This is a genomic window from Pseudomonas sp. TH39(2020) (genome assembly GCF_016650715.1).
GTDB lineage: Bacteria > Pseudomonadota > Gammaproteobacteria > Pseudomonadales > Pseudomonadaceae > Aquipseudomonas > Aquipseudomonas mandelii_C.
This window is the reverse complement of sequence record NZ_JAEKFF010000007.1, coordinates 1,217,483-1,241,336: the sequence shown is the minus strand read 5'-3', so window position 1 is coordinate 1,241,336 and position 23,854 is coordinate 1,217,483. Positions and strand designations below refer to the sequence as shown.

Here is a 23,854-nt window from a genome sequence, read left to right as displayed (position 1 = left end):
CCTGGGAGATGCCTAAGGGAAAGACAAGCGCCTGAGGCTCAGAACGCTTGGCGGAAACCAATTTATTATAGGCATAATCTTAGCTGTATATGATAGCCGTAATTTTTCTCATATCGACGAAAGGCGCACCATCACAGCGTCCGCCAGAAAGCAAAAAGGCCGATCAATGATCGGCCCCTGGCGCTGACGTATAAGTTTAGTTCACCTCAAGCTTCTCGCGATTCTTATCCAGAATCGCTTTACCGATTCCCTTCACTTCGAGCAATTCGTCCACGGACGCAAACGGCCCATTACTCTCACGATAAGCAACAATCGCCTTGGCCTTGGCCTCGCCCACACCGGCCAACTCGCGCTGAAGGGTTGGCGCATCGGCCTGATTCAGATCGACCTTGCCGGACTGTGTCTTGGGAGAAACTTCCAGCACCAAGGGTGCGTTGCCAGCCTCAGGCTTGGCCGTTGGCGCAGCAATGGCAGCAATAGAGGCGCTGGTGAGCAGGGCAAAAACCAGAGAGTAGAAATAGCCAGTACGCATAAATGAAGCTCCATGACATCGATTGAGAAAGCAGCTTTTCCGAAGCTGCCTTCTAAACTTAGGCGATGTCTGGAGCCTGTCAAAAATGTGTCCGTTACAGGATGTGAAACAATCAGGGTTCGAGGCGACGTTGCTGGTAGATCCAGTCGACGATTTCGCCGTCGGGGGTGTAGCCGCTAACGGTTTCGCGCAGCAGTTGGCGAACGCGAGTGTAATCGTCCTGGTCAACGGCAATCAGCAACTCCGTCAGACGCCCCTTGAGTACGTCCCACGGCAGATGGTCTTCGTTGGCGCTCATTATCATCGGATGCTGGGTAGCCGCTACATTGTCACCGATCAACAACTCTTCGTACAGTTTCTCGCCCGGACGCAGGCCGGTGAACTCGATGGAGATATCGCCTTGCAGATTCTTTTCCGAACGGATGCTCAAGCCGGAAAGGTGGATCATCTTCTCTGCCAGTTCGACGATCTTCACCGGCTCGCCCATGTCCAGAACGAACACATCGCCACCCTGCCCCATGGAACCGGCCTGGATCACCAATTGCGCGGCTTCGGGGATGGTCATGAAATAGCGAGTGATTTTCGGATGCGTGACCGTCAACGGGCCACCGGATTTGATCTGGCTGTGGAATAGCGGGATCACCGAACCGGAGGAACCCAGCACATTGCCAAAACGCACCATGGTGAAACGGGTCTTGTTGACCCGGGACACATTGGCCTTGTCGCCGAACAGCACCGGGGCAATCTCACGACTGAGGGCCTGCAGGGTCAACTCGGCCAAACGCTTGGTGCTGCCCATGATATTGGTCGGGCGTACAGCCTTGTCGGTGGAGATCAACACAAAGTTGGACACACCCGACTGCAATGCAGCTTGGGCGGTATTGAACGTGCCGATGACGTTGTTAAGCACGCCTTCAGCGATATTGTGCTCGACCATTGGGACGTGCTTATAAGCGGCAGCGTGGTAGACGGTGTCCACACTCCAGGTCTTCATCACATCCAGAAGTTTGTCCTGATGGTGGATAGAGCCGATAATTGGCAACAATCTGACCGGCACCGATCGACGACAAGCGCGTTGCTCCATTTCCGAGAGAATGCTGTATAGATTGAATTCGCTGTGTTCAAACAACTGAAGCGTCGTCGGGCCAAGCGAGAAGATCTACCGGCAAAGCTCCGCGCCAATCGATCCGCCTGCACCCGTGACCATTACTGTCTTGCCTTTGATACAACGTTCAAGCAGGTCTGGTTGCGCTGGGACCGAGTCGCGCCCCAGAAGGTCCGCGATATCCACTTCCTGGATGTCTTCGACCTTTACCCGGCCACTGGCCAGATCGGTGAAGCTTAGAACGCTCCGGATGTGAAGCGGGAAACGTTCCAGAATAGTGAGAATTTCCCGACGTCATGCACGGGTAGATGACGGCAGAGCTAGGAGGATTTCCTGCGCGCCGGTTACGTCGAACATCTGTTGGATGTGTTTGGGTTTATAGACCTGGAGGCCCGAAGTAGCGCGATCAGCGATGCTCGAATCATCGTCGATAAATGCCACAGGACGAATAACCCGCCCCATACGCAGTGCTGCGACAAGTTGATTGCCCGCTACGCCTGCACCATAAATGGCAACTTTGGTGAGGCCATCATCGCGATTGGTGAACGGTACGTGTTGGGAGGTATTGAACCAGTCGCCCATGAAGTATTGACGCATGCATAGGCGCAGGTCGCCGATGATGACGAGGCTAAGCCACCAATAATTGAAAATTATGGATCGTGGGACGACGGCTTCGTGATTGCTGTACCAGTAGACGACGAGTGCAAGTATCAGCGATGAGAGGCTGACAGCCTTGATGATGGCAATGAGCGCATCGTTGCCGAAATAGCGCATGACGGCGCGGTACATGCCAAATCGAACAAGGAGTGGGATTGCAATAACGGGAGCGCATGCGAAGAGCCAGAAATGGACTCGCAAAGGATTGTACATATCGTCAATGCCAAGACGAACCATAAAGGCGAGCCATAGCGAAGCCCAGACCAAAAAAATATCGGTGGCGATCTGTATCAATCGCTTTTGCCGACGAGACAGATTTAGCAAAAGGCTGCGTAATTTATCCATAAATCTCAACCGACGAGGTTCGATCTCACTCAAAGATTTGCAGCTATGGTGAGAAACTAGCGGGAGTCGTACCCAAAAATTTCTGCCATATTTAACGTAATGCTGGAAGGATCGGGTCTCCAAAGCGCTCTCATCACCTTAATCGCAATTAAGATGTCAATATAAGCGATCGATGCCCCCACTGCGCTGTATGTTCGTAACAGCTCCATGCCCCCCCCGGTGCCAGGTTAAGGGCGGACGTCAGGCGTACTGCGGTCTACTGCGGTCCAGAATCTGCCCTAAGGAATTCTGAAAAAGACTTCCAGATTTGGTGAAATACCCGCCTTACACGAACCGAACGGCTGATCCCCGATGTAACAGATGTCCTTCGCCGATGCCAAGTATGCCGGCAAACGTAAGCAGACCCGCCGCGAGCGCTTCCTGATCGAGATGGATCAAGTCGCGCCCTGGAAGGGTTTGACTGCCTTGATCGAACCGCATCATCCGAAGGGTGAAGGCGGTCGTCCGGCGTATCCGTTGCAGGCCATGTTGCGGGTCCATCTGATGCAGAACTGGTTCGGTTACAGCGATAGCCCTCTATGAAACCACAATCCTGTGCCAGTATTTGGGGCTGCATGTGGATCGGATTCCCGATGAAACCACGATCCTCAACCTTCGCCGCCTGCTGGAGAAACAAGAACTGGCAGGTGGAATTTTGCAGGTCATCAACTGTTATCTAGGCGATCGAGGCTTGATGTTGCGCCAAGGCACCGTGGTCGATGCGATGATCTTTCATGCGTCGAGTTCGACCAAGGACAAGGACAAGGACAAGGACAAGGACGGCAAACGTGATCCCGAAATGCACCAAACCAAGAAAGGAAACCAATACTATTTTGGAATGAAGGCGCACATCGGTGTCGATGCCGAATCCGGCTTGGTCCATAGCCTGGTGGGCACGGCGGCGAATGTCGCGGATGTGACGTAGGTCGATCAGTTGTTGCACGGCGAGGAAACGTATGTGTCTGGCGATGCTGGTTACACGGGCATGGACAAGCGTCCAGAGCACCAAAACCGTAAGATGATCTGGCGGATACTTCGATACGGGGTAAGTCGGCGGGCAGAGGCTTGCGTTTGCCACGGCGCTTGGTCGGAGCGACGACTTCTTCCTCCACCTCTTCGGCGGCAGGTTCAGCGACACTTTCGGCTTCATTAAAAAGAGCCAATTGCGGGGTCGCTGGATCGACTGTTTGTTCGGACTTACGCCCGAAGAGACGCTGACGGAGCAGCGCATTTTCTTCTTCGAGATGAACAACCTTGGACTGCACCTGAGCAAGTAATTGCTTGAGCGCAGTCAGGTCATCGGGAAGGTTGTCGGGCATGGCAATCATGCCGTGGATTATACCGAATCAGGCGACAAATCGAGGTGTCAAAACCTGATGTGGACGGTTGCGCCACAGATCAAAACCATCGAGCAGCCAGTTCAGCTCCTGGACCGTCAGCACGATGGCTTCGTCGGTGTGATCGGGCGATGTTTTGAAGCGTTCGGATTCAAGGCGTTTGAGCCAAAGGCAAAAGCCGTTGCGTTCCCAATACAAAATCTTCACCCGATTGCGGGGTTTGTTGAGAAAGACGAAAAGCACCGGATCGAATACCGCCACTTTGATATCCAGCTCCACCAGTGCGGCTAGGCCGTCGATGGATTTTCGAAAGTCTACAGGCTTACGGTAGAGGTACACTTTTTCAACTTTGGCATCGGGACGCATCATGGCCGCTGACTTCTGAAAGAGATCGGGAGTACAGCATCAGGCATCAAATCGCGGCTTTGAATGTGGGGTTCGTGGAGCGGTTACACTGAAGCGATCCAGTTCATCAGTTGACGAGGCAAGTGCTGAGCCCTGAGTATCAATTCCTGCTTTCATTACACGCCTTGATCGATGCATTGGAATTTCTAACAGGTTTTAATAGCTTTTGCGCCGGCCGCTGGTCGTACCCTCCAGCACCTCTGGCCGTACTCCAAGAAGCCACCGCCTCATAATTCGAGGGCTCGGCTCCAAAGCTGGAAACCAGGCTATCAGAAAGACTCCTTGGTCCTTCTGGTTCAGTCAGAAGCCAAGCCACAGCTAGTTGATTGCAAGAGACCCTCTTCAACGCTTCACTAGCCAGCTTAAAGCTGCCCGGATAGCCACCAATCATCCATGCCTGACCAATGCTCGTTGCCCCTATCGCGTAAAGGATGCCCGGTGACTGTCCGCTCAAATCAATAACCGGGGTGCCAGGCTGGAAGCCTGCCTGTTTGGAAGCCGTCATAGCTTGTGTCAAGTAAGCTGCATACTCCTTAGACAATAAAAGATTCGAGCCACTTCGCCCTACTTCTACCGTGTGGGAGTTCAATCTCAACGGTTGTGTTTGCCTATACGGCGACTCCATACCCAATTGCACCAATACAACCACAACCAGCTGAGTAGCCAACACTAGCGGCAGGAGGACAAAAGTCGCTTTTGCACCACGTATTGCTGGGGCCAATAGAACCAGCCCTCCTAGTAACCAAAAAAAACCAGCTGAACTTCCCACCTGCCAATAGTTGTTGTTTGTACCAAAGGCATATACATGTGGAAATAGCGCGAACGCGAATACAACAGACAAACGAGAAATTGATAGATCCAAGAAAAACCGATACCTACCAAGGCAGACCCCCAGCAGCAGCATTGAAGATGGAATTACCAACATCAGCAATCCATGAAAGTTGCTGTATTCCAGCTTTACAACAAATCGCCCTATCAACATTACTATAATGGCAAGCAACGTCAGACATGCGCAACAGAAGCCTAGCAAACGGCTAGACCTGTTACTAAAGTATAAAAATATAGGCACAACGAGAGAAAAAAGTAGTGCAATTCGAAAAATCAGAACGTCTTCTTGAGTGAGTAAAAAATCGTCAATCCTAATGATTTGTTCAAGAGTATGGCCGCCTCCCAAATAATCGACAAAAACCATCGCCATTTGCAGCCGCCCTACAAAAGCCGTCACAGAGCCATCAATCAGCAGTGCACTGAGAACCAGCAAAAACAATGTCGATGCGAAGCAAAACAACGCCAACCGAAAATTAATCTTCCTTGCTAGCAGTAAACAAAAGAATACGCACACCCCGAGTGCCGCGGCACTACTAGGCTTGGCCATGAAAGTTAGCCACCCACCAATGCCGATAAGCATCCAGCCAATGACACTCTCTTTATTGATTTTTGCCTGAGCCAAGAACAAGCCAGATGCCGCCACCAGAAGCGCTTGTAAATTTAGGCTATTGTAACTTGGAGAGGGTACCCAAACGCTAAAAAAAACCAGGACGCCAATCGAAAAACCGAATGAGATTGCGAGTCGCTGAATCTTTCCACTGATATTCTTAGAGAAAGTATCTTTGAGAATTATATCAACGAGAAACCAACCCAGAGCCAGAGTTGCCAGTATATTAAGTATCCGCAACCGTACAACGTCGCCACCTAACAGAAGATAAAACGGGTGGTAAACAAATCCAAATTGCGATAGCGACCAGCCATAGAGTCCCGGAGTTGACCCCCAAACCAAATAAAAGCTTTCGTCAGTAAAATCAAAACCATATCGACTGTAGACCATTAACCAAATAAGAATGCCTACAGCTCCAACGATAGAAAGAGCAACCAGGCAATATTCAGTAATAGTCGAAGATTTAGTCGTTCCAGGGTGAGCAACCGCCAAATCGGAAACATTTCCTTGAACACTCATTAACGCTCTCAGCCTTTATCATTGTAACAATCGAACAAAAGTCGCGGCTCTGCATGATGTTTTAGCGAACATTTCAAAAAAACGCCCGCTTGGATTGCGGACGCTTCTATTGAATCAGATCTCAAACCGGCAAAAACAGATCTAAGGCTCAAGCTTGCGCTGTTGATATATCCAGTCCACGATGTCTCCATCAGGCGCATAACCGCTAACAGTATCGCGTAACAGTTGCCGCACTTTTGAGTAATCGTCTTGTTCAACCGCAGCCAGCAAATCAGTAAGCTTCGCCTTCAGCACATCCCAAGACAAATGATCTTCGTTTGCAGTCATGATCATGGGATGCTTGGTCGCTTCTACGTTGTCGCCAATCAATAACTCTTCATAGAGCTTTTCGCCTGGGCGTAATCCCGTAAACTCGATAGATATGTCACCATTCGGATTCTTCTCCGAACGGACGCTCAAGCCCGAGAGGTGAATCATCTTTTCTGCGAGCTCGACAATTTTAACGGGCTCCCCCATATCCAGGACGAACACGTCACCGCCCTGCCCCATCGACCCAGCCTGAATCACCAACTGCGCAGCTTCAGGGATCGTCATGAAATAACGCGTAATCTTCGGATGGGTAACCGTTAAAGGTCCACCTGACTTGATTTGTTTGTGAAAAAGCGGAATGACCGAACCGGACGATCCCAGCACATTCCCAAATCGAACCATCGTGAAACGAGTTTTATTGACCCGCGAAACCTTGGATTTGTCTCCAAACAGAACGGGGGCAATTTCACGACTCAACGCCTGTAGCGTTAACTCGGCCAAACGCTTGGTACTGCCCATGACATTCGTAGGGCGCACCGCTTTATCAGTAGATATCAACACAAAGTTCGCTACGCCTGCCTGCAAAGCGGCTTGCGCAGCGTTGAGTGTGCCTATCACATTATTTAACACGCCTTCAGCGATATTGTGTTCGACCATAGGCACATGCTTATAGGCCGCTGCGTGATACACCGTGTCGATGCGCCAGGTCTTCATGACATCCAGCAACTTGGCCTGATTACGCACGGAGCCCAAGATAGGCAATAGCCTTACCGATAACGATTCACGGCTTATGCGCTGCTCGAGCTCTGCCAAAATACAATAAAGATTGAATTCACTGTGGTCGAACAAAATAAGCGTGGTGGGCGACTGTGCAAGAATCTGCCTGCACAACTCTGAACCAATGGAACCGCCTGCGCCGGTTACCAGGACGGCTTTATTCTCAATGCAGTGCTCAAGCAAATCTTCCTGCGCAGGCACAGCATCACGGCCTAACAAATCGGCGATGTCGACTTCTTGAATATCATCCACTTTCACCCTGCCACTCGCCAGATCCATAAACCCTGGCACGCTGCGCACGTGCAATGGATAACCTTCAAGGAAACCAAGAATCTCGCGACGCCGAGCACGGGAAGAAGAAGGAATGGCAAGCAGTATTTCTTGAGCACCTGTAGCGAGGATCATCTGCTCGATGTGCCGGGGCTTGTAAACTTGCAAGCCTGAGATGACCCGATTCGAAATGCTGTCATCATCATCGATAAAGGCGACCGGACGCATGACACGGCCCATCCTTAGCGCAACTACAAGCTGGTTACCTGCCGCCCCCGCACCGTAGACCGCAACTCTGGGCAAACCATCGTCACGATTAGTGAAAGGCACGTGCTGAGCGGCTGAAAACCAGTCGCCGAGGAAATACTGCCGCATCGCCAGGCGCAACCCTCCGATCATCACCAGACTCAACCACCAGTAGTTGAAGATGATCGAGCGCGGCACGACGTTCTGATGATTGCTATACCAATAGACAATAACACCAAGGATCAATGAAGAGAGACTCACAGCCTTGATGATGGCAATAAGTGCATCATTGCCAAAATAGCGCATCACCGCCCGATACATACCAAACCGAACGAACAGCGGAATCGCTACCAGAGGAGCGCTTACAAAAAGCCAGGTGTGTATGTTGAAGGGATTGATCATCTCATCAATGCCCAGGCGCACGACAAACGCGAGCCAAAGCGCCATCCATACCAGGACTACGTCAGCCAGCACCTGAATCAGTCGTTTCTTACGGCGCGGTAGCCCCAGCAACAGCGCACGCAATCGATCCATAAACGCTTCAAACACCTTGTACCGCTCCTAAACTGACATCACTCGATCATTGTACATATTCGCTCGCAGCCGGCACCTTCTAAATCAGGCGCCTAGCCGGATCAAGTGGCCGTAGTGGCTTCGAGCTGGCCTGCATGGAATTTCAAAGCAAGAGTAATGAGCGGAACGTAGGCGATGACTACCCCCCAAGCACCATCGAGCCCGAGCTGCGTTACCGAGTACGCCACAGGCAGCAGCCAAAACAGATTGATGGCGCCGACAGCCAGCGTTACAGGTAAATGCTTGCCAAATCGACGGGAAGCGAACTGATAGGCATGGCTGCGATGAGCCTCATAAACCTTATCGCCGCGAAGCAATCGACGTATCAAGGTAAACGTTGCATCGACTATGAATACGCCTAACAGAATCACCCAGGCCCAAAACAACTCCGAGGAAACCCAGGCAGCCTGGAGCGACAGAACCCCCAATGCAATGCCTAGAAACCCGCTCCCGGCGTCCCCCATAAATATCCGCGCAGGCGGGAAATTCCAGTACAGAAAACCGACTACCGCCACAGCTAGCATCAACGGTCCCCAGATCAGAGTCGGGGCGCCACTTAGCCCATAAAGCAAACAAGCACCAAGGCAAGCACACAATGCCTCAACACTCGCGATGCCATCAATTCCATCCATGAAGTTGTATAGATTTAGCAGCCAGACAAGATAAATCGCAGCGAGAAAATGTCCGAACCAATGCAGTTCAAGACTGATACCGAACAAGGTAACGGGAGGAAAGCCACCCAGCCAAGCCAGAGCCCATATACCGGCGCCAAAATGACCCAACAAACGCCAACGGGCAGCGATGTGACCGTGATCATCCATAAAACCGATAACGGCTACCAGCGCCCCGGCACCTCCTAAAGCGATCAACTGCTGCCAAGGGACCAGCTCGAACACACCGAAAACTGGAAGCGACGCCAAAAAGGTAACCACGATCGCCACCCCTCCGCCGCGCGGGGTTGGTATCGTATGAGAACTTCGCGCATTAGGGATATCGATGATGCTTCGAGCCAAGGCATAACGTCGCAACGAAGCAGTTAACACAAAAGAAAGAACGGCAACTGCCGGTACCAGCCACAAGTAAATCATTGTTATTGATGTTCCCGAAAATGCATCGCAGTAATCGCCAACGCCTCATCAACACTTAGTGGGGGCGTCCAGCCTAAAAGATTACGAGTTTTAGTAATATCGACTTGCAACGACCCGCACAGTCGCTGAGACAGCCCCTTTTTACCCAACAGAGCAGCACCACTCTGAAGTATCCAGCTAGGTACCGGTATCAATCTAGCCGGTTTGTTGAGCGCTTTCGCCATCTTGCTCAGCAATGCGGTGGTGGACAAATCCTCACCATCGCTCACCAGAAAGGTCTGGTTCGCTGCGGCAGGATGATCAATACACGTCAATACCAGGTCCACCAGATTATCCAGCGCGACCAGACTTCGACTGTTATAGATCGCTCCAAAAGGTAGGGGCACACCCTTATCCAACCAGCGCATCATATTAAGGAAGTTGGCTTTGACGCCTGGCCCATAGACCAGCACCGGTCGGATAATAACCACATCCATCGCAGTTTCTGCCGCCAGCTCGCGAAGCCCCTGCTCGGCTTCCATCTTCGAAATACCATAGGGGTCCATGGGAGCAGGGACATCATCTGCGGCATAAGCAGTACCAGGAACCGTCCCTTCCCCATTGACCTTGATTGAACTGATAAAAATGAAGCGCCGTACACCCGCAGCGGCAGCTTGTCTGGCGAGATTCAACGTCCCTTCTACGTTTACTTTGCGGAATGCCGCCAGCGAATCGGTTTCTACATCATTCATGACATGCACCCGAGCCGCGGAATGAATCACTACGTCCGACCCGGTCAAGTGTTCTTCCCAACGAGTGCCACCATCGAAGGACTTGATACACACCTTCGGAACACCCTGAATGGGCACTCGTGACTCGTCTCGAACAGCAACCACGACAGGGTGTTTGTTCTCGTGATGTAACCGATTGAGAATGGCTCCTCCGACGAAACCCGTCGCGCCAGTCAGTAAAATGGTCTGCGGCATCAGCGGGTCGCCTTTCGTAGGGTGGCGTTGCGGAAAAGATCTTCAAGCCGGGCCAGAAGAAGGGGTTTCGAGTAGTTACTCAAATAATACTGACGACCGGATTGCCCCATCGCCTTCAATTCAACTGCGTCCGTCTTCGCGAGCGCCAAGGTAATGTTTGCGAGTCCGCTGGCATCGCCGGATGCGCAAGTGAAACCGGCGCCTGAATCACCAATTACTCTTGCTGCCTCTCCATTAATCATTCCCAAAAGGGGCCTGCCTGATGCTAGATAGGCTTGTACTTTTCCAGGAATGGTCTTTTCAAACACATCATTGGTTTTGAGGGAAACGAGCAAGGCATCCGCGCTTGCAAACAATCCTGGCATCTCTTCCAAAGGATGCCGCCCCAATAGCAATACGTTATTCAGGCCCCGGGAATGAACTTGTTGACTCATCCATTCGCTCATTCGACCATCGCCAACAATGACCCAGCGAACGGCGACTTTATCGCGCAATTGTTCTGCAGCGTCCAATACAGCCGGCAGATCTTGTGCTTCACCGAGATTGCCCGCAAATACGACCGTAAATACGGTGTCGTCACGTGCCAGCAAAGTAGAGTGGTGAGTTACTGAGGATGAAAAGTCATCTTCAGCCCAGCTCGGAAAATACACCAATCTTTGCGGGGTTATGTCCTTTGTACAGTATTTTTTGACATTCTCGAAGAAACCATGCGACTGCAAAAGTAAATAATCAGTACGATTGTAAATCCACGATACCATTTTTCCGACCATTGACAGTAAGGCCGGGTTTTTGAGAACTCCTACCGCCCTTAGTGTCTCAGGCCAAAGATCGAGTACCCATACAAACACCGGTGCTTTCTTTAACCGCCCCATCACCAATGCAGGAATGGCAGCCATTATTGGCGAAACGGCATAGACAAACACCGCGTCGAATTTTTCGCCACGCAGTTTGTAAGCGCCAATCGTAGAGGCACTTGTGAAGAAACTGAAATAATTCAAAACCAAATTAATACTGCGTTTACCGCGCGCAAGCATCGGTACTCTTACCACCTTGGCACCAAAGTATTCATTAAAGCGGTCCGGCGACGCTTTATATTCTTCGAACACCTTCCCTTCGGGGTAATTAGGTAAACCAGTCAACACAGTAACCGAGTGTCCTTTCTCGGTAAAGTCGCGGACTAAATCGTTGATACGCATATTTTCTGGCCAAAAATATTGCGTGACCACCAGGATCCTCAATTTACTTTCAGGCATGATCACAACTCGAATTAGTAACGCTTCCAGACGACTCGGTTAACATAATCAGTATAGCTGTGTACGATTCTGGCCACTTTTTCAGAAACATTGGGCATGCTGTAATCTGCTACTAGGCGCAACGTACGCTCTGCACCGGAAGCCTGCGTTTCCAGAATCATCAGCCCTTGCAAGACCCGCTCAACCTCAAGTCCCACCATCATCACGGCGGCCTCTTCCATACCCTCTGGACGCTCGTGGGCTTCGCGAATATTCAACGCAGGGAAATTGAGAATCGAAGACTCTTCATTGATGGTCCCGCTATCGGAAAGCACCGCTTTGGACTCGAGTTGAAGTTTATTGTAGTCCTTGAACCCCAAAGGCTTGAGGAGCTTAACATTCTCATGAAATACGATACCCATTGCATCGACACGTTTCTGGGTACGCGGGTGAGTTGAAACAATGACCGGATAACCAAATGTGGTTGCAACAGTATTAAGGACATCAACCAATTTTAGAAAGTTTTTATCAGAGTCAATATTTTCTTCGCGGTGTGCACTCACTACAAAAAATTTACCGGACTCGAGACCCAAACGCTGCAGTACATCAGAAGCCTCGATTCCATCGCGGTAATGATTCAAGACCTCGAACATCGGGCTCCCTGTCTTGATCACCATATCGGGAGACAGGCCTTCCTTGAGCAGGTAATCGCGTGCAATGGTGCTGTAGGTAAGATTGATGTCAGCGGTATGATCTACGATCCGCCGATTGATCTCTTCGGGCACCCGCATATCGAAACAACGATTACCTGCTTCCATGTGGAACGTTGGAATCTTGCGTCGCTTTGCCGGGATAACTGCCATGCAGCTATTGGTATCACCCAGCACCAGAAGGGCTTCAGGTTGAACTGACGCAAGCACACGGTCCACCGAGATGATCACGTTCCCGATCGTCTCCGCGCCACTGCTACCCGCTGCATTGAGAAAATGATCCGGTTTGCGAATCCCCAGGTCCTGGAAAAATATTTCATTCAGCTCATAGTCATAATTCTGTCCGGTGTGGACCAGTACGTGTTCACAGTACTTATCCAGCGCCGCGATGACTCGTGACAAACGAATAATCTCAGGGCGAGTGCCTACGACGGTAACAATTTTCAACTTTTTCATTGCAATGCTCATTCCTAATTCGATCAGGCCTGGGTGCCCACAGGCATTGTGTACGTATCTGGAAGCTCACGATCAAAAATCTCGTTCGCCCACAACATCACGATCATTTCATTCTCACCAACATTCGTGATGTCGTGACTCCAGCCAGGTACGGTTTCAACAATTTCCGGTGTGTCCCCATCGGTGAACAGTTCGTAGAACTCGCCTGATGCGATATGGCGGAACCGGAAGCAAGCCTTGCCTTTGATAACCAGGAATTTTTCTGTTTTGGTGTGATGATAATGGCCGCCTCGGGTAATACCTGGATGAGCGGTAAAATAAGAGAACTGGCCAGAATCTTTGGTTTTGAGCATCTCGACAAAGACGCCACGCGCATCTCCGTATTTTGGAACTTCGTAAGTGAAATCTTCAGGGGGCAGATAGCTAAGATAGGTAGAATACAACGCGCGAACTAAACCCGTCCCCACACGTTCCGTGATCATCGACTGACGACTTTCCTTAAACTCATAAAGCTGCGCCGAAAGTTCACCTATTGTCGTAGAATAAAGAGGTTCAACGACAACGAACGGATCACCAGACTGCTCGCCATCCATAACAGCGATAAAAATTTTAATAACGTCATCGATATAAACAAGGGAAATCCTGGCATCAGCATCATTTATGCTGATAGGTAACCCGCGCGCAATATTGTGGCAAAAGGTCGCAACGGCAGAATTGTAATTAGGTCGTGCCCATTTCCCAAAAACATTGGGTAATCGAAATATATGTACGGGACTGCCATCGTTTGTTGAAAGACTCAGTAGCGCTTCTTCGGCGTCTCGCTTACTAGAGCCATAAGCGTTGCTCAACTCAGCTTGAATTGAAGATGTATAAAGCAAAGGAATGTTGCGACCTGTGGCTGCAACAGCAGCACACAGAGCCTGTGTCAAATCGGTATTACCAACTTTAAACTCTTCAACATTTTGAGGACGATTGACACCGGCCAAGTGGAAAATAAAATCCACCTTTGATACGAGTGAATGCAGGCTGGCAATATTGTCTTCACGACAGAAGCGCAGTACCTCGACGTCTTTTCGCTCTTTCAGATGAGCAACAAGGTTTTTACCGACGAACCCGTTGGCACCGGTGATCAATACTTTCATGCCTTATTCCTCGGGAGTTGCGTGTTCGCCGCGCTGAATCGCACGCATAAAATCCAGTTTGAGCAGTAAGTTCTGCATACCCTCGACATCAAGACGCTCAGTGTTATGAGAATTATAGTCTTCCATCGTGGAAATCTTTTCTTCACCTTGCTCAACAAATTTACTGTAGTTCAAATCTCGCAGATCCGGGGGTACACGGAAGTAGGCACCCATGTCTTCTGCGCAAGCCATTTCTTCGCGGCTCAACAGTGCCTCGTAAAGCTTCTCGCCATGACGTGTTCCAATGATCTGGATGGGATGTTGGGGTTGTCCCAACATCGACGTCAATGCGCGAGCGAGCGTTTCCACTGTTGCTGCTGGTGCCTTCTGAACGAAGAGATCACCGTTATTACCATGCTCAAAGGCATACAGAACCAAGTCGACAGCATCCGCTAACGTCATCATGAAACGAGTCATGTTAGGATCTGTAATTGACAAGGATTTACCGGCACGAATCTGCTCGATGAACAGCGGGATAACAGACCCACGGGATGCCATGACATTCCCGTAGCGAGTGCCACAGATGACGGTTTTGGTCTCATCGACGTTGCGGGACTTGGCGACCATCACCTTTTCCATCATGGCTTTCGAGATACCCATCGCATTGATGGGATAAACAGCCTTGTCGGTACTTAAGCAAACGACACGCTTAACTTCATTCTGTATCGCAGCTTCCAGGACGTTATCAGTACCGATAACATTGGTTTTTACCGCTTCCATCGGGTGAAACTCACAAGATGGAACCTGCTTCAGTGCGGCTGCGTGAAAAATATAATCAACACCACGGGTAGCGTTTAGAACGCTCTGGTAATCACGCACATCACCGATATAGAACTTCAGCTTCGGGTTGCTGTAGCGCTTGCGCATGTCATCCTGTTTCTTTTCGTCCCGACTGAAAATACGAATTTCAGCAATATCGGTGTCCAGGAAACGCTTTAAAACAGCGTTACCGAAGGACCCTGTGCCACCGGAGATAAGAAGTTTTTTTCCACTAAACATAATGACCTACCCTTGCCGCGAACCAGGCTACGTTACTGGGTTCGTAGAGCTGAATAAATTAATTCGTCTTTCTGTTGCGCACTTGGGTAGCTGATCAATACCGCACGATAGCTCCCTTTGAACACAAAAAAACTACCTGCTGCGACACCCACAACACCACAAGCGGCGACTACGCTGCGCATATCCTCAAGCGACCCGCCACCACCCAGGACGGTGATTGGAATGTGAACCGCCTCACGTAGTTTAAGGGCAAGGTCTATGTCGTAGCCCTTCATACGGCCGTCGTTGTCGATCGAGTTGATCACGATCTCGCCCGCTCCCAGTTTTTCAACCTCGAGCGCCACGTCCAATACACTACGCTTTGTATTTCGAGTGCCATTGTGCGTCCATACATCACTGGACTTACTAAGCAACCGTGACTTGTGGTCAAGGACGACAACAACGCTTTGACTACCGATCTCTTCCGCAATTTGTGTGATTAATCCCGGATTCTCCAGCGCCGCAGAGCTGATCGCTACTTTTTCAACACCTAAAGCGATAATTCGCTTGGCTTGCTCAGCCGTACGAATGCCGCCGCCATAGCACAATGGCATCCGACACTCGGCTGCAAGCTTGGCAATTTGCTGATAGTTAGGCTCAACGTTATTAACAGTTGCATCAATATCAATGACAATCAGCTCATCAGCTTCTTTTTCATTGAATATTTTTACCGCATTTATCGGATCGCCAACATACTTGGGATCCTTAAACCTTACTGTTTTAACCAGCCCACCATCCTGGATCAGAAGGCATGGAATTATTCGAGGTCTTAACATTTCATAGTTCCGCGAAATTTTTCAGTAGACCAACGCCGAAGTGGTGGCTTTTCTCAGGATGAAACTGCACGCCATACACATTGCCAGCTCGAACAGCACAACTGAAATCCAGCCCGTATGTAGAGGTTGCGGCTATATGCTCGGCATTTAAACACTCGAAAAAAAACGAGTGAAGAAAGTAGAACCGCGATTCCATTTCAAATCCCTTGAAAAGAGCAGAATCCGACGCCGGCGTAACATCATTCCAACCCATATGCGGCAATGCCAATGCCGAAAGTTCCGGGATTGCCTTGAATGATCTCACGCTCCCAGGAACCCAACCCAGTCCGGGTAACGAACCTTCTTCGCTGCTATTAGCCAGAATCTGCATGCCGACACAGATTCCCAAAACCGGAATTTTTTGATGCTGAACCAGTTCGTTCAGAGCTGGGCGCATTCCCGATGCGTCCAGCCGCTCGATTGCGTGATCAAATGCACCTACTCCCGGCAGGATCAGCTTGCTGGCGCCCTCGAGGTCACTCGCACATTTGGCAACCGAAACAGGGATGTGCAAGCGTCTGTAGACATTAACAAAGGCCTGAATATTACCCAAGCCGTAATCTATGATCGTGATCATCTGAAGAGTCTTCTTTCCAAACCTAGTGCACTCAGGACTCGAGAACCTATTCCAATCAAGAAACGCTTGTTCTTGTAGTCAAGACAAGTCTTGTTAGGGCCTTCGAAAATGCTCTGAAGCTCCGGCACAGTCAAGTCTAGTTTATGGGCAACATACTCAAATTCGGATGTCAGGAACTGTTCATCCAGTTCTGGTTTCGCGATTCGCTCCAAGGCAGCTTCACGGGTCATCTGGCCTGTCATAACAAGGCTAGAAAAATGCGCTCGCCGCTTTTCATAACCAAACTTGCGTGGCATCCAATAATCTTCGTAGAACCGGGTAAACCTTGATTCGTGATGTTTGTGCTGAAATTTTTTCCAACCGAACAAACGGTCGAGCGTCTCTTCAGCTTCATGCTTGATATACGGCACCAGGTTCAGTGGTCGAACAACCTGCATCCCCAGCACATAACGGTAATAAATTTTATAGGAGAGTACATCGACTATAGGAAAGCTCTTGAGCTTTCGGGTACCGTAGCTGTCATGGATATCATTGATGAGTGTCTTGTCGATCCCCGGATAGGCGCCCCATTCTTCAGGCTCCTTGCAACACTCCGTAGAATAGTTACCGCCGGTCAGTACATACTTAATCTTATGAGCTTTGGCAAACTTATACAGGCCAGAAAAAAAAGCAGTATCTTGAGGAATATCCTGATCCGGAACCTGAGATTTCAAAAAAGCGACCTGCAGGCTTTTCATCTCTTCCCAATTGATCACCTCGGTATAGAGATCCAGGCCCAGCCCATCGACCAGTTTTTCGATATTACCAACAGCCTGGTCCGTATTCCATCCTGCATCGACGTGAAAAAGGAGCGGCCTTAACCCAAGCTTCTCTTTTGCGACATAGACCAGATACGAACTATCGAGACCGCCACTCAGACCTATGATGCAGTCAAAGTCCCGACCCACACCATCCTTCTTGATTTTATCCGCTATTTTCATCAACTCGGCTTCGCCAGCTGACCCTGTATTCCAGTTAGGCTGGATATTTTTTTCGAAGTTATTGCAGTATTCACACACACCATGATCATCAAACGAAATATTCGGATCTGAAGTGTCCATGATGCATTTCTTGCAAATCTGATATTTACCCATCAACTTTTCCTTCTCAAGAATTAATTAAACCGTCGCAGCGTGGTTTTTTTCAAACCGAGCATCGGTCTTTCAATACAAATCCATGACAGATAGGCAAATAGAAACGTAGCCATCATTGCCGCCAGTACAAAATAGGGTGTTCCGATCCATCCGAAAAAGATAAAAGCGTTCACGATGGGCATGTGATAGATATAGACTCCATAGGAGATATCATTTTTACCTAAAATTTTACGTGACAGCTCTGGCTTGGTGTATGCCAACTTAAACACCAGTGCTGAAAGGGCAAGGAACGAGATGATGTTGATCTCGTTACCGACAACTCTCATACCCGCCCAATAGCAAACAACATCTACAACTGCATATACAACAACAAACAACCAAAGTGGCGCATCGATTATTTTCTTGACGAGGTCATCCCTTGTCGACATCCACGCCCCAAAAATGAACATGCAGAACCATGGAAAGAAACTGACCATCAGCAACTTATAATACAAGGTGTCCGATGCAACAAATGGATGCAGTACCTGACAAGCAACAAAAAATGCCATCAGAAGCGCCCACATCGATCTCGACTTGCGCACGACATAGAACAACAGAGGCGTCAAAAAGTAGAACTGCATCTCCAGAGATATAGTCCAAAGGCTGCCATTTACTACGCCCACACCGAACCCGCGTAAAAAATCCGGATTATAAAACTGAAACAATGTTAACTGCGCAATTGCCCATATTACAAAATCCTTAGTAATCAATGTTGACAAAGGCAGATACCCTAGCCAAATCAACATCATGACACTAAACATAAAGCAAACCACTAGCGCCGGGTATATTCTTAACAATCTATTTGCAAAAAAAGCACGCATGGAGCCAGAGTTTGCGTAAGAACGGTAAATCAGAAAACCGCTGAGCAAAAAGAAAATTGGCACCCCAGGAAACACGCTGACAAGCTCGATATAATAATCATCAACTTCCAAATGAATCAGCGCATGTTTCAAAGCCACTTGAAATGCAGCAACAAGCCGAATCAAGTCAAGATTATTAATGGTCAACAGCTTAGTCGGAGAGTTGAATACACTCATTGTTCCATACCCTAGACCACTTTATTGAAGCGAGTGGTTTTTTCTATAAGAACATCCCAGTTTAACTGGGTATCAGTCACAAATTTCGCCCCGTCGCGCATCCTCTCGTACAGTAAAGGATCATTTAATAGCTTAACGATCGCCAACTGAAACTTCTCAACTGTAATATCATCTTTCTGAAAAATCATAATATTATCCTTAAGGTTTAAGTAGGATATATCCTGATGCCCTGAATCACCAACTATAATAGGCAGCCCCATGCTAATGGCTTGCTGCCAAATAATGGACTGGCTTGCAGGAAAAACAGCAAGATCGGCCATGTCTAAATAGCCGTATACTTGATCATTATTCAACCACCCAGTGAAATGTATATTATTTGATACACTGGCTAGAGATACAAGCTTAGCTTTGTAGGCAGCGTCTGCTTCGCTTGCTTCTCCGACAATCACCAGGCTGACCTTGGGGGAGGAGATATTAATAAACGCCTGGATCAGGATTTCGGTACGTTTAGCGGGGCTCAATTTACCGCCGCTGAAAATAACGAAATGATCTTCGGGAACTCCAAGTTGTTTGCGCAGCGTTGACCCGACAGAACGTTCTTTTAATAGTCTTCCACGGTCCGTATCAGCACCAAGAGGGAGGATCTCCATCTCGGAATATTCAACGCCATACACCTCATTGAGAAATGTCGCACTAGCGGGAACAATAGGGAAAATCTTACTGAGGTGCTTACGAGCCCTGTCCAGGTACCACTTACGAATAACACCATGTAAAATCTTCAGTGATAACCAGTTTTTCCCAGAATTACTATAATCCGCATGATAGTCCATAATGACAACCACATTTGGATTACGTTTCTTGTACTTAATTACCTCTGGAAAATTAAGCATTATGTCGTGCACGAAAATCAAATCGGGGGCTTCTTCCTCTAGAATTCCGGCAATGTCAGTATATCTGCGCAACTTGTTGAGAATATTAAACTTATAGGGCAACTTTATAATTTTCGCCCCTTCGTTCACGTATACACGTGCTGGCAATGTTTTATCGTGCCTATCTGCGTAATAATCAAATACCGACTCAAATGTCGAAGCGATTACAACTACATCGTGACCGTGTTTAACGTAGTATTTAACCAGTAGATTTTCTTGATATTCTAACGTTTCGTTAAAAAAGTCGCACAGCATTAAAATTTTCATCTGCACCCGCCAAACCTTTTTAAATTCTTAATTTATCCATACGCAGACCAAAGGATAATCTCAAGTCTGCTGAAATTTATTTTTCCGGGAGGCCGCCAATAGTAACACTACCCATAACAACCCTCCAAATGAGGAGAGAATAGTGAAAAACGAACCATTTGTCAGGGCGTAAGACACAGGAAACAGCGCCGAAATCACAAATGCTCTGTTCCATCGATTTCCAACCGAATCAAGCACTATCAACCACAGAGAAAAAACAACGCATATGACAAATACACCCACGGCACCAAAGGCCGCAGCACCGTCAGTAGCAAACAAACTTGCGTTAGAATTACTTTCCACGCCTATGACCCGCTCGGCTACTATTTTTCCAAGCATGGGCCATTTTGCATCATCAGCATATGCATCAGGTACGCCCACCAAAGTTCCCAAGCCTGTTACATGACTCCAGTAAGTGAAGCCAAACTTTGAAAACAAATCGTAATACTGGGAAAATAAAATGCCGGGCAACGCCATCGTTCGCGTTAGAAAATAAAAACCGAGCTTGTCGACCACATCACTATCGAGATAAAAAAAGGAAATAATAAAATTCAACAAAGACGAAAAGATCACAAACATGCCAACATGCTTGTAACCATTTAGACCTTTGGCACAAACCATGTAAACTATCACAATAACAAACGGCAAAAGCATCACAGTGCGCTCAGCCGTAATCATGAACATAATCAAAAATCCAATCACCGCAACAATCATGTATAAAACATTCTTTTTGAGCAGCCCGTAAGACAGCAAGAACGGACTGATCATGTATGCAAAATAGACTTGAACATACCCCATAAACAAAGAGGTTGCGGCACCCAACTCTCGCTGCTGATAAATATCATCAAGCCCGACAAAGTTCATCATCGGCAAATAGGTATTTAGTAACACCGCACAAAACACAAGCCAAACCATTAGCATTCCAAGCCCGAGATAAAAGCTAGGAACAACCCTGCTTGGACTTTCATCCGACCCAAAAACATTAGAGCTCAGACAGACAATGGAAAACCCGGCACAGAACGCCATCAACAAAGAACCATAAGTATCCAAACTATCTGTGTAGTTCCCGATTGTGATTACAATACTTGGCACATATACAAACAGAAAAGTAACGAATACAAACAATGATGAAGGTTTGCTAATGGAGGATGGAAGAAGACAGGACGGAACAGCAAGAAATATAATAGCTACCAATACTCTGTAGATGTCGACTGATGGAACTTCGAACCCCCACATGAACTGAACATTGCTCAAATATTCCGCATGTGCAATGTAAATAGAATAGGCGTATAGAAGCGTGCACGCCAAAAGAACCAGCCTGGCTTTAAACAGTGAAAGCAAAGATAATGAACTCAACAAACAGCCTCCTTTTGGATTTAGCCAAGGGTGTATCTTTGCATTCGGACGGAGCTTCTGTGACCGGACGAAAACTCACTTGTTACTAACTTTTCCTGAAGCCGCCCTATACTGAAGCACAGTATGAGTAAGGTATAAAACAGAGAACAAGACCACATGCATGACTATTGCAATCTGGTAGTTATTAAACATGGTGTAAGCTATATAAAATGACAGCAATGACAATCCCAACCTAGAGAGTTGCCAGATCAAATCTGTAGATTGCATTCCAGCAAACAACACTGTTTGACTAAGGGGAGTAGATACTGTTTGAAAGAAAACCATGATGGATATAACAGATGCCATCTCTCCAGCCGTGCGCCATTCCTCACCGAAAAACAGTGCAAACAGCCAAGGTCCAAAAAAGAAAACCGGGAGAGCAGGAATAAATGCAAATATAAACAACTTCAGTGCGGTTCGAAGAAACAGATCTTTGCAATTACCAGTTTTCTTATATGTAAAGGCTGCCTCTTGTCTATAAACATCACCAATAGCTGCTGCGACCAAAGAAATGGGTGCCGCCAATACTCGCTGCGCCAACGAATAAAAACCGGCGATAGCTGGCCCAAAAAACATACCTAAAAGCAACAGAAGAATCTGGACAGATACTTCACTGGCTAGCTGACCAGCCACCATATACTTTGGAAACTTAATATATTTCCTGGCTACAGCCATTATTCGAAGCTTAGTGACACTTCTGAGAAGCTCTGCGTCTTCTTTTACAACTATACGACCGAGCACAACCGTCGCGAATCCTTGTCCCAGAATCTGCCCGCCAATTAATCCTACTGACGGGCCAACTCCCGCAACTCCCAACTGAATCGAAGAGGTGGCGCTGGTTTGCACTATCCGACTCAACGCCAGCCTTTTATAGTTTCTCTTTCTATTACACCAGTAATTGAGACTAGGGTATACACCACCCAAGAGTGTGCTTAGGGGCAACAAATATAGCCATACAGATAATTCTGGCGCCCCCAGCAAATGAGTAATTTCATTATTAAAAAAAACTACACACAACAGTATTATCGAGCTTATTAGAAAACTCAGAACAACTGATAGAGCTACAATTTGCGCTGCTTCACTGTCTTTTTTGGGCAGCATTATAGCGAGTTCGTATCGCCCCGTTACAACGACTGACACTATCGAGGTCAGCGCGAGGTACAACCCAAAAACACCGAACTGTTCGGGAGTATACAATCTCGTCAGAATCGGACTGATCGCTATTGGTATCGCCTGGGCTATGCTAGTGCCAGTCATAAGAGTTATAGCGTTTCTGGCGAAACTGTTTTCGGGTATGAGTTTGCGGATCAAAGTCATACGCCCCGCAGCGTTGCTACAATATGCTGTTGATCAATGTCGCTCAAGTAAGGATGCATGGGCAGGCTCAACACCTCACCTGCTATCCTGTCACCAATCTGCAATACTGCTTCAGGATCCGCTACCGCTGGCTGTTTGTTTAGAGGTATCGGATAGTGCACCACAGAGGGTATATTTGCACCCCGAAGTATACTTTGCACTTTGTCCCGGCTATCGACCCTAATGGTATATTGTGCATATACACTTACTGACTCTTCAGCCACAAATGGAGTAGTCGATATTCCTGCGCCATTGAGCAACGCGTTATACTTCTGAGCCACGACTTGTCGCTGCGTTACTTCATCTTCAAATATATCAAGTTTTTGTAAAAGAATCGCAGCTTGCAAAGTGTCAATCCTACTATTCACACCAACACGAACATGGTGATATCTTCTATCTTGCCCATGCCGCGCAATCTGTCGCAACACCACGGCCAGATCGTCGTTGTCTGTAAACATGGCACCACCGTCTCCATAACAACCGAGAGGTTTACTTGGAAAAAAACTAGTACATGCAATTGTGCTTAAATTACATGACTTTTTGCCTTTATATGACGCACCAAAACTTTGAGCGGCATCTTCAATCACGGGGATATCATACTTTTTTGCAATCAGGTTTATTGCATCAAAGTCTGCACACTGTCCATACAGGGAGACAGGTATAATAGCTTTCGTTTTTGCGGTTATTTTAGATTCTAGTAATGTCGGATCAAGATTGTAGGTTAGAGGGTCGACATCAACATATACCGGCGTAGCACCGAGCACCGCGGCGGCCTCAGCGGTTGCAATATAGCTGAAACCAGGGGTGATGACTTCATCTCCCGGGCCGATGTTCAAGGCCATCAGGGCAATTTGTAGTGCATCTGTTCCGTTCGCACAAGTGATGCAATGTTTTGCACCCACATACTTTGCAAGCCGGGCCTCTAGCTCTGTCACTTCAGGGCCTAATATGTACTGGCCGTGGGCTAAAACTCGCTGGATGGCAGCATCAAGTTTATCTTTAATTCGGAACTGTTGTTTTTTTAGATCAATAAACTCAATCATTGTAT

18 protein-coding genes and 3 pseudogenes are annotated in these 23,854 nt (G+C 48.2%); 1 reads left to right on the top strand and 20 read right to left on the bottom strand.

Annotated elements, in window-relative coordinates; translation table 11 throughout:
• Positions 1-196: 196 nt before the first annotated feature.
• Entirely contained in the window at positions 197-532 is a 336-nt protein-coding gene (locus JFU47_RS26120) for a ComEA family DNA-binding protein (protein WP_201186718.1), read from the bottom strand.
• 112 nt (positions 533-644) lie between these two features.
• Positions 645-2,639: pseudogene (locus JFU47_RS26115) on the bottom strand (polysaccharide biosynthesis protein).
• Between the two features lie 360 nt (positions 2,640-2,999).
• Here JFU47_RS26115 and JFU47_RS26110 point away from each other — a divergent pair.
• Positions 3,000-3,711: pseudogene (locus tag JFU47_RS26110) on the top strand (IS5 family transposase); the annotation flags it as partial.
• Here the strand turns inward: JFU47_RS26110 and JFU47_RS26105 are convergent.
• From JFU47_RS26105 to JFU47_RS26020, 18 genes and pseudogenes are all read right to left on the bottom strand, one after another.
• A pseudogene (locus JFU47_RS26105) lies at positions 3,647-4,006 on the bottom strand (transposase domain-containing protein); the annotation flags it as partial. The pseudogenes JFU47_RS26110 and JFU47_RS26105 overlap by 65 nt on opposite strands.
• A gap of 18 nt (positions 4,007-4,024) precedes the next feature.
• On the bottom strand, positions 4,025-4,384 hold the full coding sequence (gene tnpB, locus JFU47_RS26100; protein WP_242485159.1) for an IS66 family insertion sequence element accessory protein TnpB: 360 nt from the start codon (positions 4,382-4,384) through the stop codon (positions 4,025-4,027).
• A 136-nt stretch (positions 4,385-4,520) separates the two neighbouring features.
• Positions 4,521-6,374, bottom strand: a complete 1,854-nt coding sequence (locus JFU47_RS26095; protein WP_201186711.1) for a hypothetical protein — start codon at positions 6,372-6,374, stop codon at positions 4,521-4,523.
• 141 nt (positions 6,375-6,515) lie between these two features.
• A complete protein-coding gene (locus JFU47_RS26090; protein ID WP_201187340.1) occupies positions 6,516-8,510 on the bottom strand; it encodes a polysaccharide biosynthesis protein in 1,995 nt (664 codons plus the stop codon).
• A 101-nt stretch (positions 8,511-8,611) separates the two neighbouring features.
• A complete protein-coding gene (locus tag JFU47_RS26085) occupies positions 8,612-9,637 on the bottom strand; it encodes an MraY family glycosyltransferase (protein ID WP_201186709.1) in 1,026 nt (341 codons plus the stop codon).
• A 2-nt stretch (positions 9,638-9,639) separates the two neighbouring features.
• The gene (locus JFU47_RS26080; RefSeq protein WP_201186707.1) at positions 9,640-10,602 is read right to left on the bottom strand and encodes a UDP-glucose 4-epimerase family protein; all 963 of its coding nucleotides are present in this window, start codon (positions 10,600-10,602) and stop codon (positions 9,640-9,642) included.
• Positions 10,602-11,855 carry a glycosyltransferase family 4 protein gene (locus JFU47_RS26075; protein WP_201186705.1) on the bottom strand — a complete coding sequence of 418 codons (1,254 nt, stop codon included), beginning with the start codon at positions 11,853-11,855 and terminating at the stop codon, positions 10,602-10,604. The genes JFU47_RS26080 and JFU47_RS26075 overlap by 1 nt, the downstream gene beginning before the upstream one ends.
• A 14-nt stretch (positions 11,856-11,869) precedes the next feature.
• On the bottom strand, positions 11,870-13,000 hold the full coding sequence (gene wecB / locus JFU47_RS26070; RefSeq protein WP_129442444.1) for a non-hydrolyzing UDP-N-acetylglucosamine 2-epimerase: 1,131 nt from the start codon (positions 12,998-13,000) through the stop codon (positions 11,870-11,872).
• A gap of 23 nt (positions 13,001-13,023) precedes the next feature.
• The gene (gene wbjC, locus JFU47_RS26065) at positions 13,024-14,142 is read right to left on the bottom strand and encodes a UDP-2-acetamido-2,6-beta-L-arabino-hexul-4-ose reductase (protein WP_201186703.1); all 1,119 of its coding nucleotides are present in this window, start codon (positions 14,140-14,142) and stop codon (positions 13,024-13,026) included.
• Positions 14,143-14,145: 3 nt separating this feature from the next.
• Positions 14,146-15,180, bottom strand: a complete 1,035-nt coding sequence (locus tag JFU47_RS26060; protein WP_201186701.1) for a polysaccharide biosynthesis protein — start codon at positions 15,178-15,180, stop codon at positions 14,146-14,148.
• 32 nt (positions 15,181-15,212) lie between these two features.
• The gene (locus tag JFU47_RS26055; protein WP_201186699.1) at positions 15,213-15,995 is read right to left on the bottom strand and encodes an AglZ/HisF2 family acetamidino modification protein; all 783 of its coding nucleotides are present in this window, start codon (positions 15,993-15,995) and stop codon (positions 15,213-15,215) included.
• A gap of 1 nt (position 15,996) precedes the next feature.
• Positions 15,997-16,611: an imidazole glycerol phosphate synthase subunit HisH gene (gene hisH / locus JFU47_RS26050; RefSeq protein WP_201186697.1), complete on the bottom strand. Its 615-nt coding sequence runs from the start codon at positions 16,609-16,611 to the stop codon at positions 15,997-15,999.
• Positions 16,608-17,744 (bottom strand): N-acetyl sugar amidotransferase, encoded by a 1,137-nt coding sequence (locus JFU47_RS26045; protein WP_201186695.1) that lies wholly within the window; start codon positions 17,742-17,744, stop codon positions 16,608-16,610. Before JFU47_RS26045 ends, hisH begins: the two co-directional genes overlap by 4 nt.
• Positions 17,745-17,764: 20 nt before the next feature.
• Complete coding sequence (locus JFU47_RS26040) at positions 17,765-18,820, bottom strand: acyltransferase family protein (RefSeq protein ID WP_201186688.1); 1,056 nt, start codon at positions 18,818-18,820, stop codon at positions 17,765-17,767.
• Positions 18,821-18,831: 11 nt separating this feature from the next.
• On the bottom strand, positions 18,832-20,016 hold the full coding sequence (locus JFU47_RS26035) for a glycosyltransferase family 4 protein (RefSeq protein WP_201186686.1): 1,185 nt from the start codon (positions 20,014-20,016) through the stop codon (positions 18,832-18,834).
• A 60-nt stretch (positions 20,017-20,076) separates the two neighbouring features.
• Positions 20,077-21,411 carry a hypothetical protein gene (locus JFU47_RS26030; protein WP_201186684.1) on the bottom strand — a complete coding sequence of 445 codons (1,335 nt, stop codon included), beginning with the start codon at positions 21,409-21,411 and terminating at the stop codon, positions 20,077-20,079.
• A 75-nt stretch (positions 21,412-21,486) separates the two neighbouring features.
• Entirely contained in the window at positions 21,487-22,767 is a 1,281-nt protein-coding gene (locus JFU47_RS26025) for a lipopolysaccharide biosynthesis protein (RefSeq protein WP_201186682.1), read from the bottom strand.
• Complete coding sequence (locus JFU47_RS26020; protein ID WP_201186680.1) at positions 22,764-23,849, bottom strand: DegT/DnrJ/EryC1/StrS family aminotransferase; 1,086 nt, start codon at positions 23,847-23,849, stop codon at positions 22,764-22,766. Before JFU47_RS26020 ends, JFU47_RS26025 begins: the two co-directional genes overlap by 4 nt.
• Between the last annotated feature and the right edge of the window lie 5 nt (positions 23,850-23,854).